This window comes from Marinobacter sp. DUT-3 (assembly GCF_050379435.1).
Classification (GTDB): domain Bacteria; phylum Pseudomonadota; class Gammaproteobacteria; order Pseudomonadales; family Oleiphilaceae; genus Marinobacter.
Genome location: NZ_JBNRMG010000008.1, coordinates 101,520 through 113,442, shown reverse-complemented (window position 1 = coordinate 113,442; position 11,923 = coordinate 101,520). Strand labels below are relative to the sequence as shown.

Below are 11,923 nucleotides of genomic sequence, written 5' to 3'. Positions count from 1 at the left end.
GTTTTGGCAGGGCCCTCCGCTTACTGGCTCAACTGGGAGTTATCATCGCTCCGATGCTGCTGCTCCCACAGATGTGCATAGCGGCCACCCCGGGCCAACAGGTCGTTGTGGTGGCCGCTTTCCACAATCCGGCCGCCATCCATTACCAGAATGGCGTCGGCATCCCGCACCGTGGAAAGGCGGTGGGCGATGACCAGCGTCGTCCGCTGCTGGCTGACTTCCTTCAACGCCCCCAGAATGGCCTGCTCGGACAGCGAATCCAGTGACGACGTGGCCTCGTCCAGAATCAGCAGCGGCGGGTTCTTCAGAATCACCCGGGCAATGGCCACCCGCTGCTTTTCGCCACCGGACAGTTTCAGCCCGCGTTCACCGACCCGGGTCTCGTAGCCATCGGGCAGGCTGTGGATAAAGTCTTCCAGATGCGCCATACGCGCCGCTTGGTACACCTCTTCCTCGCTGGCCTCCGGTCGGCCATAGGCCAGGTTGCGATAAAGCGTATCGTTGAACAGCACCGTATCCTGGGGCACCACGCCGATGGCGGCGCGCAGGCTGTCCTGGGTGACGTTGCGGATATCCTGACCATCGATGGTAATAGCGCCCTTATCCACATCAAAGAAACGGAACAGCAGCCGGGCGAGGGTAGACTTGCCGGCACCGCTGGCGCCGACCACGGCCACGGTATGGCCCGCCGGAATCGAAAAATCCACGTCCTGCAGAATCGGGCGGTCCGGGCGGTAGGCAAAATGGACGTGGCGAAAGCGAACCTCTCCGTTATCCACAGCCAGAGCCCTGGCATCAGGAGCGTCCTCAATGCCCGGCTGGTCACCCAGCAGCCCGAACAGACGCTCCACATTCACCAGCGCCTGACGGATTTCGCGGTAGACAAACCCCAGGGCATTCAGCGGGATAAACAGTTGCAACAGGTAGGCGTTGATCATGGTGAAGTCACCCAGGGTGATCTCGCCGCTGGCCACTTCCCGCACGGCCATGGCCATAATGGCAATCATCGCCAGGCCGATAATCAGGGCTTGCCCCGAATTCAGGGCCGCCAGTGACAACCGGTTTTTCAGGCGGGCCTGTTCCCAGTCCTCCAGGTCCCGGTCATAGAGCTGTGCCTCAAAGTTCTCGTTATTGAAATACTTCACCGTCTCGTAATTGAGCAGGCTGTCCACCGCCCGCGAGTTGGACTGGTTGTCCCGGGCATTGGCTTCCCGTACAAACTTTGTCCGCCACTCGGTGACCTTGATGGAAAACACCACGTAGACCACCACCGCCACCAGAATCGCCAGCACATAGCCCACGTTGAACACCACAAACAGGATGCCAGCGACCATCAGGATTTCGAGAAGGGTGGGCACTATGTTGAACAGAGTGAAACGCAGCAAAAAGCTGATACCGTTGGTACCGCGCTCGATATCCCGGGCCAGGCCACCGGTCTTGCGGTCCAGATGAAAGGCCAGTTCCCGATTGTGCAGATGTTCAAACACCCGCAAGGACACCCGCCGCATGGCCCGCTCCGCCACTCGCGCGAAGACGGCGTCCCGAAGCTCACTGAACAGGGTGCTGCCAAAGCGGAGCAGGCCGTAAGCCACCACCAGCAGGACCGGAATCCACAATAAAAGCTCACCGCCCCGGTTCTGGTCCAGGTAATCCACAATGTATTTCAGTGCTACCGGTGTCGCCACGGTGGCCAGCTTGGAGATCACCAGGAAGCCCAGGGCCAGGAATACACGGCCGCGGAATTCCGCCAGATAGGGCCAGAGGCCGGCTATGACCTTCCAATCCGGTTTGTGGTCAGCGGGGTAGTCGTTATCGGCGTAAGCGCGCACTAGGTCTTCCTTCGGCTTCGGAGTAGTCGAGCGCACGGGGTGGAACGGCCTGCCAGGACACGCTGTAAATACGTCCCTGTACGCTCGGCAAAAGCCATCCCTGGCTTTTGACGGTCCTGGCAGGCCGTTCCACCCCGCACGCTCTTACATAGCTGTATGATAGGTCTTGTTACGAGTACAAACCGTATAGTCGCCAGAGTTTACAGCACGGCGCATCCAGGAGGCATATCATTAACACCCGTCACCGCAAGGCCTTGAAGCTGGTTATTGGATTTATCAGCCCCTACCGTCGGGCGGTGGTTGGCGCCGTGGTGGCGCTAATCATCACTGCTGGCATTACCCTTGGCCTTGGTCAGGGTTTACGAATTCTGGTGGACCAGGGATTGGCTACCCAATCGCCCGAGAACCTGGCGAGGGCCATCGGTCTGTTTTTTGTGCTGGTGCTGGGCCTGGCGGTCGGGTCGTTTTCGCGGTTTTACCTGGTGTCCTGGATCGGGGAGCGGGTGGTGGCGGATATCCGCAAGCAGGTCTTTAACCACCTGATTGACCTGCATCCCGGCTTCTTTGAAAAGAACCGGGCGCTGGAGATCCAGTCCCGGTTTACCGCCGATACCACGGTGTTGCAGTCGGTGATCGGCTCCACGATCTCTATTGCCCTGCGCAATGCGCTGATGCTGGTGGGTGGCCTGATGTTGTTGTTTGTCACCAACGCCAAGCTGGCCAGTGTGATTTTTCTGGGCTTCCCGCTGGTGATCGTACCGATTCTGTTTTTCGGTCGCCGGGTCCGTCAGTTATCCCGTCTCAGCCAGGACCGGGTGGCCGATGTCGGCAGTTACGTGGGTGAAAATCTGGCCCAGATAAAAACCGTTCAGGCGTTCAATCATCAGCCCCACGACCGCCGCTTTTTCGCTGAAGTGTCGGAGCGGGCGTTCGACATAGCCCGTGCCCGCATTCAGCAACGGTCCTGGCTGACAGCGTTGGCGATCGCGCTGGTCATGGGGGCCGTTGGGGTGGTGCTGTGGATCGGTGGGCTGGATGTCATCCATGGCCGGATCAGCCCCGGTGAACTGGCCGCTTTCGTGTTCTACAGTCTGCTGGTCGGGGTGGCCGCCGGCGCACTCAGCGAAGTGATCGGAGAGCTCCAGCGCGCCGCCGGTTCCGCGGCCCGATTGTTTGAACTGTTGCAGACGCCATCGGAACTGACCAGCGAACCGGAGAACGCGGTACCGCTGCCAGCCAACGTCAGCGGCCGGATCGACATTCAGGGGCTGACTTTTCGCTATCCGTCGCGGCAGGAGGTAGCCGCCATCAACCACCTGGACCTCCACATCCGTGCCGGTGAGACGCTGGCGCTGGTGGGCCCTTCCGGTGCCGGCAAATCCACCCTGTTAGATCTGCTGCTGCGCTTCTACGAACCGGAAGCCGGCACCATCAACATCGACGGCATTCCTGCCTGCAAGCTCACCCTGGCGGACCTGCGACGGTGTTTTGCCCTCGTGCCCCAGGATCCGGCGCTGTTTCATGGTTCCGTGCTGGACAACATTCGCTATGCCCGGCCAACAGCCAGTCTGGAGGAGGTGAGGGCAGCCGCCGTTATTGCCCACGCCGATGAATTCATCCAGGCGCTGCCACAAGGGTATGACACCCGGTTGGGAGACAGCGGTCTCGGGCTATCGGGCGGTCAACAACAACGACTGGCCATTGCCCGTGCGTTACTGGCGGATGCCCCCATTCTGCTACTGGATGAAGCCACCAGCGCGCTGGATGCAGAAAGCGAACACCTGATTCAGCAGGCGATGCCGGCGCTGACCGAACAAAGAACCACGCTGGTCATTGCCCACCGTCTGGCCACGGTTCGCGATGCCGACCGGATTGCGGTGATGGATCAGGGTAAACTTCAGGATATCGGTCGCCATGACGAGCTGATGCAGCGCAACCCGCTCTACCAGCGTCTGGCACGGCTGCAGTTCCGCGATTCCGGGGAGGAAACGGCCACTGCTATCAATTAGTCGGTTTGTGAACCGTCACCGTACTCCTTACACTGATAGAGAGATTCCAGGGCGGCGACCCGGCATAGCCCGGTCGCCGCCGAATATTCGAACCTGATACCAGGGAGAATGGCAAAGTGAGCAATAAAGAATTGCAGGCACTCAAAGAACGCTACGTTGCAGCGGGCGCGGCAAGTCCCAATGAACAGTTTGCCGATCACGCAACCAACGCGGAACTGTGGGATGCCGATGGCAACCGGATGATCGATTTTGCCGGCGGCATCGGTGTCCTCAACATCGGCCACCGCCACCCGAAGGTGGTGGAAGCCGTGAAGGCCCAGCTCGACAAGCTGATGCACACCTGCCAGACGGTCATGCCCTATGAGGGCTACGTTAAGCTGGCAGAGAAACTCAGCAGTGTGAGCCCGGTACGCGGCCACGCCAAGGTCATGCTGGCCAACTCCGGTGCCGAAGCCCTGGAAAACGCCATCAAGATTGCCCGTGCTGCCACTGGCCGCACCAACGTGATCTGTTTTGACGGCGGCTACCACGGACGTACCTTCTACACCATGGCGATGAACGGCAAGGCCGCGCCCTACCAGACCGACTTCGGTCCGATGCCCGGCACGGTGTACCGCGCGCCTTTCCCGGTGCCCTATCACGGCGTCAGCGAAGACGAGGCGCTGCGCGGCCTGAAGATGGCGATGAAGGCCGATTCCCCGGCAAGCCATACTGCAGCAATCGTCATTGAGCCAGTATTGGGTGAGGGCGGTTTCTATGCTGCACCGACGAGCTTTCTCAAGGAGATCCGCAAGATCTGCGACGAGAACGATATCCTGATGATTGTGGATGAGGTGCAGAGTGGCTTTGGCAGAACCGGCAAGATGTTCGCCATTGAACACAGCGGCGTTGAGCCGGATATGATTACCATGGCCAAGAGCATGGCTGACGGTATGCCGATTTCCGCCATCGTCGGTACCGACAATTACATGGATGCGTCCGGCCCGAACTCGCTTGGCGGCACCTACACCGGCAGTCCGACGGCCTGTGCGGCGGCGTTGGCGGTGTTCGAGGTGTTCCAGGAAGAGGATATTCTGGGTAAGGCCCAGGCACTCGGCGACAAGCTGAACCAGCGTTTCAGTCAGTGGCAGGACCAGTTCGAGCATGTGGATAATGTGCGTAACCTTGGTCCCATGGCGGCTTTCGAGCTGGTGGAAAGCAAGGACAGCCGTACGCCCAGGCCGGATCTTGCGGCAGCGGTGACCAAGAAGGCCAAGGAGAAGGGGCTGATTCTGCTGAGCTGCGGTATGTACGGCAATACGTTGCGGTTCCTGATGCCGGTGACCATCGAGGATGCTGTGCTGGAAGAAGGCTTGGCAATTGTGGAAGAAAGCCTGAAGGAAGTTGGGGCTTAATTCCCTTCAAACTTTTCTGAAGACCGGAGCCGGGCTATACGCCCGGCTTTTTTTTGGTCTCCGGAATGGGTGCAGGCATCGGTGAGGGCAGGCGTTCGGAAACACGCTTCAAGCCCATCCATGGGACGCTTGGGCTCCGCCATCCATGGCTCCGCACAGTTTCCGAACGCCTGCCCTCACCGACGCTTCGTACTTCTGGTGTGACCAAAAAATAGATCCTCCCTGGTACTACGCCCCTTTTTTATGACTCAAGGATGTTCTGCCTAAAGATTGCGCAATGCATGTTGCTACTTGTCAGCCAATCTGAATAGAAAACAACCAACCGTTGGCTGACAACAGAATGCACCACAACAAAGACAATACAGGAGCATGCAATGATCCCACTACATCGGTTTGTCGCCGGGGCCGCCCTGGGCGTGGCCATGGTGTTACCCACTCAACAGGCCCAGGCGGGCGCGTTTGTTCATCTGTTTGAATGGAAATGGAGCGACGTCGCTCAGGAGTGTGAAAACTTTCTGGGGCCGAAGGGCTTTAGTGCTGTGCAGGTGTCGCCGCCTCAGGAGCATATCCAGGGCAGTGCCTGGTGGACCCGGTATCAGCCGGTCAGTTATCAGCTGCAGGGCCGTGGTGGCGATGCCAGCGCCTTTGCGGATATGGTTCAGCGCTGCAACGCCGCCGGTGTCGATGTCTACGCCGACGCGGTGATCAATCATATGGCCAACGGTTCCGGAACAGGCACTGCCGGCTCGGGCTATGACTCCAGTTCCCTCAGTTACCCCATTTACAGCAGCAACGATTTTCACACTCCCTGCACCATCCATCCTGAAGACTACGGCACCGATGCCTGGCGGGTGCGGAACTGTCAGCTGGTGGGGTTGCCGGATCTGGATACTGCAGATGGCTACGTGCAGAACACCATTGCCGGCTATCTGAATCAGCTGACATCCCTGGGTGTGAAGGGCATTCGCATTGATGCGGCCAAGCATATGTCGCCGTCCGACATCAGCGGTATCCTGTCGGGGTTGAACGATCCGCTCTATGTGTTCCAGGAAGTGATCGACCTGGGGGGCGAGGCGGTGAGTGCCGGGGAGTACACCGGTATTTCCGATGTCACGGAGTTTCGCTACAGCGCCGCCATTGGCGATGTGTTCAAGAACCAGCAACTGGCCAATCTGAACAGTTTTGGTGAGAGCTGGGGGTTCCTGGCCGGTGGTGATGCTGTGGTGTTCACCGATAACCATGACAATCAGCGTGGCCATGGTGCCGGCGGCAGTAACGTTGTGACCTACAAGGACGGCAGCGTGTACAACCTCGCCAACGTGTTCATGTTGGCCTGGCCTTATGGCTACCCGAAGGTGATGTCCAGCTACAGCTTCTCCGACGGTGATCAGGGACCGCCCGCCCAGGCCGTTTATCAGAATGGTAGCGCGCAATGTGGTGACGGCTGGGTCTGTGAACATCGCTGGGACGCCATTGCCGGTATGGTGGAATTCCGCAACGTGACTGATGGTACCGGGGTATCCGGCTGGTGGGACAACGGCAACAACCAGATTGCATTCAATCGCGGCAGCAAGGGCTTTGTGGCGATCAACCGGGAAGGCGGGACTCTTTCACGAACCTTCAATACCTCGCTTCCGGACGGTCAGTATCGCAACATCGCCGGAGACGGTAGCTGTGTCGGTGTCCAGAACGGACAGGTGACGCTGGATATCCCTCCGATGGAGGCAGCGGCACTACACACAGGCGCGCCCTGTGGCGGTGGTGATAACGACGAGCCAACGGACAATGAGGGCGTTACGGTGGCCTTTGAGTGCGCCAACGGTTCCACCGACTGGGGCCAAAGTGTGTATGTGACCGGCAACAACAGCGAACTTGGCAACTGGTCGCCTGCAGACGCACTCAAACTGGATTCGGATAGTTACCCGACCTGGAACGGCGTCTTCACTATGCCCGCTAATGCCAGCATTGAATGGAAGTGTATCAAACGCAGTGAGACCGCCCCGGATAGCCAGTTAGTCTGGCAACCCGGGGCCAACAATCTCCTGCAAACCGGGGACTCCGGCTCTGCGGCGAGTACGTCGGGAAGCTTCTGACCCCGCTTACGTAACCCGTTCGATTCATCGTATACTGCCGGGGAGTTCTCCGGCAGTGCCTTTCGGCCTGCTGTTGTTTCACCAACCAGGCTAAACCATGACATCTCCGAATTCCTCCAACGTTCCGGACCACAAGCCAAGGCCCTGGGTTGATTTACTGGTCAGTATTATTATTCCCTCCGTGATTCTGATGAAGCTGAGCGGTGATGAGTATCTGGGCAGCGTGAATGCCCTGCTCATTGGCCTGGCCTTTCCTCTGGGATGGGGGCTTTTCGAACTCATCAAGTACCACAAGAAGAACTTTATTGCGGTGCTGGGTCTGATCAGCGTGGGGCTGACCGGTGGTATTGGGCTGCTGGAACTGGACGCCGGGTGGCTGGCGATCAAGGAAGCGGCCATTCCCGCCATCATTGGTTTGGCCGTGCTGATATCCACACGCACCAAATATCCCCTGGTGCGCACCTTGCTGTACAACCCGTCGGTTCTGAACGTCGACAAGATCCAGGCAGCGCTGAAAGAGCAGGGTAGCGAAGACGAGTTTGAGGCAAGACTGTTGAAGGCGACCTATTTCTTCAGTCTGACGTTCCTGTTTTCTTCCATCATGAACTATGTTCTGGCGAGGTGGATTGTCGTCAGTCCCTCCGGTACCCAGGCCTTCAATGAGGAGCTGGGCCAGATGACGTTGGTGAGTTACCCGATGATCGCCATTCCATCGATGATCATGATGATCGCCATTTTCTATTATCTGTGGCGCGCCATTCGCCGGCTCACCGGTTATACCCTGGAAGAGGTGATGGCGCCGCATCTCGCAGACCAACATGAGAACAGCGGATCCTCGGATTCCGGGTCGGGAAAGTAGGCTGCCGGATAGGAAGAAAACAACTCTTTGATTTTCAATAAAAAAGGCGACCATTTGGTCGCCTTTTTTATTACTTCACTGGCGCAGGTGTGATCACACGTCCAGATTGGTCACTTCCAGAGCGTTAGTCTGGATAAAGGCACGACGCGGTTCAACGTCATCCCCCATAAGCGTGGTGAAGATCTGGTCTGCAGCAATGGCATCCTCGATGGTGACCTTCATCATGCGACGGGTTTCCGGATCCATGGTGGTTTCCCACAGCTGCTCCGGATTCATTTCACCCAACCCCTTATAGCGCTGGATGTTGAGGCCGCGCTGGGCTTCCTTCATCAACCAGGCCAGGGCGCCTTCGAAGGACAACACGGTCTGCTTACGCTCACCGCGCTGAATGTAGGCGCCTTCCTCAATCATTCCATCCAGGGTTTCACCCATTCGCGCAATGGCGGCGTAGGAGGAGGATTCGAAGAACTCATGGTTGAACACGTGGGTGTAGGGAATCCCGTGCACGTAGATCACTACCTTGGGCAGGTAGAGGTTGCGCTCGGAATCCTTTTCCACCGAGAACGTGTACTTGGTGCCGGTACGGGTATCCAGATCCAGGCCCTCGCCCAGACGTGCGACCCAACGTGCAACCGCTTCTTCCTCTTTCAGGTCTTCCGGCTTCAGGGTCACGTTCTGCAGCATCTGCTCCAGTACTTTGGCTGGATAGGCGCGGGACAGTCGATCGATCATCGCCATCACTGCCTGGTAATCCTTCACCATGGTTTCCAGTGCCGAATCCTTGATTGCCGGTGCCTCCGGGTTCACGAACAGCTGAGCGCCTTCCAGGGCCGTCTGGGTCAGGTAGGAGACCTTGGCCTTCTCGTCTTTCAGGTATTGCTCCTGCTTGCCGCGCTTGACCTTGTACAGCGGCGGCATCGCGATAAACACGTGCCCACGCTCGATGATTTCGCGCATCTGACGGAACAGGAACGTCAGCAGCAGGGTTCGGATGTGGGAACCGTCCACGTCCGCATCGGTCATGATGATGATGGAGTGATAACGGAGTTTCTCCGGATTGAACTCCTCGCGACCAATACCACAACCCAGCGCCGTGATCAGCGTGCCCACTTCCGCGGATGACAGCATCTTGTCGAAACGGGCTTTTTCCACGTTGAGGATCTTACCTTTCAGCGGAAGAATGGCCTGGGTCTTGCGGGCGCGGCCCTGCTTGGCACTACCACCGGCCGAGTCACCCTCCACAATGAACAGTTCAGACAGGGCAGGGTCTTTTTCCTGGCAGTCCGCCAGTTTTCCTGGCAGTCCGGCAATATCCAGGGCGCCTTTGCGCCGGGTCATGTCCCGGGCCTTACGCGCCGCTTCACGGGCCCGCGCGGCCTCGATCATCTTGTTCACGATGAGCTTGGCTTCGTTGGGCTGCTCCTGCAGAAAGTCGGCAAAAGACTGATACAACTCCTGCTCCACCGCCGTTTTCACTTCCGACGACACCAGCTTGTCCTTGGTCTGGGAGGAGAACTTCGGATCGGGCACTTTCACACTGATGATTGCCGTCAGACCTTCACGGGCGTCGTCACCGGAAGTACTGACTTTGGCTTTCTTGCCCAGGCCTTCATGTTCAATGTAGTTATTGAGAGAACGAGTCAGGGCCGCGCGGAAGCCGGCCAGGTGGGTACCACCGTCACGCTGCGGGATGTTGTTGGTGAAGCAGTAGATGTTTTCCTGGAAGGCATCGTTCCACTGCATGGCCACTTCCACCGCGATACCGTCTTCCCGCTCGTTATTGAAGTGGAAAACCCGGTTAATGGGCGTCTTGGTGCTATTCAGGTGCTCTACGAATGCCCGCAGCCCGCCTTCGTATTCAAAGACCTCTTCCTTGCCACTACGCTCGTCAGTAAGGCGAATACGGACCCCACTGTTAAGGAATGCCAGCTCACGGAGCCGTTTGGCCAGAATATCGTAGTGGAATTCAATATGGGTAAAGGTGTCCGGAGACGGAATGAAGTGAACCTTGGTGCCACTGGCATCGGTGTCGCCCACCACACCCAGAGGTGCATTCGGTACGCCATGGCTGTAGGACTGTTCGTATACCTTGCCTTCCCTGCGGATGGTCAGCGTAAGGGTAGAGGAGAGGGCGTTTACAACAGAGACGCCCACGCCATGCAGACCACCGGAAACCTTGTAGGAGTTATCATCAAACTTACCGCCGGCGTGAAGCACGGTCATGATAACTTCCGCTGCGGATACCCCTTCCTCTTCGTGCAGGTCGGTTGGAATCCCCCGGCCATTGTCCTTGACCGTAACGGACTCGTCCGGGTGGATAATAACGCCAATCTCGGAGCAATGGCCGGCCAGGGCCTCATCAATGGAGTTATCCACCAGCTCAAACACCATGTGGTGGAGACCCGTGCCATCGTCGGTGTCGCCAATGTACATCCCGGGCCGTTTCCGAACCGCATCCAGTCCTTTCAAGACTTTGATACTGGAGGAATTGTAGTTCGATTCGCTCATTAGGTACTCCTGATGGGTGATTACCGGGTCTGCCGTATGGCTGGTTCCAATTCCTACCAGCGCCACGCTGCGCCACCCAGATCTTATTCTTCCGTCAATTTGCCATGTTCCACGTGGAACATCCGATATTCCGGTTTTGCGTCCCCCCAGAGTTCATCAGGGCGGGGCGGTTCGATGGAGGTAATAAATACCTGACATCGCAATTCATACAGTTTTTGAGCAAGCATCGCCCGGTGGCTGACATCCAGTTCGGCGTTGATGTCATCCAACAAGAACGTAACCTGCTTGCCAAGATTGCTCAGCACCATGCCTTGAGCAATCTTCATCAGAATCACAAGGGTTTTCTGCTGCCCCCTGGAGAAGGTCTCTGCAACCGGCCGGCCCTGAAACCGCAACTTCACATCTGCGCGATTGGGACCATACAACGTGTGCCCCATCCGCAACTCCTGCTCCCGATGAGCAGCAAGCACATCGGACAGGGACTGGCTGATATCCCAGCCAGGGTAAAAGTCCATTTTCATGCCTTCGACCCAGGGCGCATCAACCTCTGCCAACAAGCGCTCAAATGCCGATTCAAACAAGGCAAAAGCAGCGCGTCTGGCTTCCGTCAGTCGATTGGCCAACTGCGTATACTGACTGTCCCAGACCCGGATCAAGGCTTCGTCTAGTCTACCATTTCTCAGCGTTTGATTCCGCTGTGACGTCACTCTTTGACACTGTTGCCACACAGAAGCAAAAGAAGGTTCCACGTGGAACACTGCCCAGTCCAGAAATTGCCGACGCTTTCCCGGACCACCCGCGACAATGTCGAATACACCTGGATCAATCACCGATACCGGAAGGTGACGTGCCAGCGAAGACAGGTTTTTTACCGCTTCGCCGTCCACCCGTAACGTGGTTTCCTTTTGACTGATGTCCCGGGCGAACCCCAATCGATGTATCAGCGCTCCGGGTTCCGCACTCTGACGTGTTACTTCATCCAGCCCCTGGTCGAGACCGCCAAATACCGTCAGGCGTTGTTGCCCGTGTTGTACAACGGCCTGGTGTCGACTGACTCGAAAGGAACGCCCCAGTCCCAGATATCCAATGGCTTCCAGTACACTGGTTTTGCCACTGCCATTCTCGCCAGACAGCAGGTTGAAAGACGGAGAGAAATTCACAGGCGCGGAGGAAAGGTTCCGGAAGTGTTCCGTTTGCAGTTTGACCAGCGCCATAAAGTCAGGGATTTTCC

General features: G+C 57.8%; 7 protein-coding genes. 4 read left to right on the top strand and 3 right to left on the bottom strand.

The genetic code is table 11. The annotated features are described in order from the left end of the window. Positions 1 to 20 precede the first annotated feature (20 nt). Positions 21 to 1,829 carry an ABCB family ABC transporter ATP-binding protein/permease gene (locus tag ACQUWM_RS12740; protein WP_428922403.1) on the bottom strand — a complete coding sequence of 603 codons (1,809 nt, stop codon included), beginning with the start codon at positions 1,827 to 1,829 and terminating at the stop codon, positions 21 to 23. A gap of 254 nt (positions 1,830 to 2,083) precedes the next feature. Here ACQUWM_RS12740 and ACQUWM_RS12735 point away from each other — a divergent pair, with 254 nt between their 5' ends. The 4 genes from ACQUWM_RS12735 (at position 2,084) to ACQUWM_RS12720 (ending at position 8,184) form a co-directional block, all read left to right on the top strand. Then, complete coding sequence (locus ACQUWM_RS12735) at positions 2,084 to 3,838, top strand: ABC transporter transmembrane domain-containing protein (protein ID WP_428922402.1); 1,755 nt, start codon at positions 2,084 to 2,086, stop codon at positions 3,836 to 3,838. Between the two features lie 116 nt (positions 3,839 to 3,954). After that, positions 3,955 to 5,232, top strand: coding sequence for a 4-aminobutyrate--2-oxoglutarate transaminase (gabT, locus tag ACQUWM_RS12730; RefSeq protein ID WP_407001641.1), 1,278 nt, complete (start codon positions 3,955 to 3,957; stop codon positions 5,230 to 5,232). 374 nt (positions 5,233 to 5,606) lie between these two features. Next, positions 5,607 to 7,325 (top strand): carbohydrate-binding module family 20 domain-containing protein, encoded by a 1,719-nt coding sequence (locus tag ACQUWM_RS12725; RefSeq protein WP_428922401.1) that lies wholly within the window; start codon positions 5,607 to 5,609, stop codon positions 7,323 to 7,325. A gap of 97 nt (positions 7,326 to 7,422) precedes the next feature. Continuing rightward, entirely contained in the window at positions 7,423 to 8,184 is a 762-nt protein-coding gene (locus ACQUWM_RS12720; RefSeq protein ID WP_407001639.1) for a VC0807 family protein, read from the top strand. Between the two features lie 93 nt (positions 8,185 to 8,277). Here ACQUWM_RS12720 and gyrB read toward each other — a convergent pair whose 3' ends face one another. Together gyrB and recF are read right to left on the bottom strand one after the other, a co-directional pair. Beyond that, complete coding sequence (gene gyrB, locus ACQUWM_RS12715; protein WP_406988786.1) at positions 8,278 to 10,692, bottom strand: DNA topoisomerase (ATP-hydrolyzing) subunit B; 2,415 nt, start codon at positions 10,690 to 10,692, stop codon at positions 8,278 to 8,280. A gap of 83 nt (positions 10,693 to 10,775) precedes the next feature. After that, positions 10,776 to 11,906: a DNA replication/repair protein RecF gene (gene recF, locus ACQUWM_RS12710; protein ID WP_428922400.1), complete on the bottom strand. Its 1,131-nt coding sequence runs from the start codon at positions 11,904 to 11,906 to the stop codon at positions 10,776 to 10,778. Between the last annotated feature and the right edge of the window lie 17 nt (positions 11,907 to 11,923).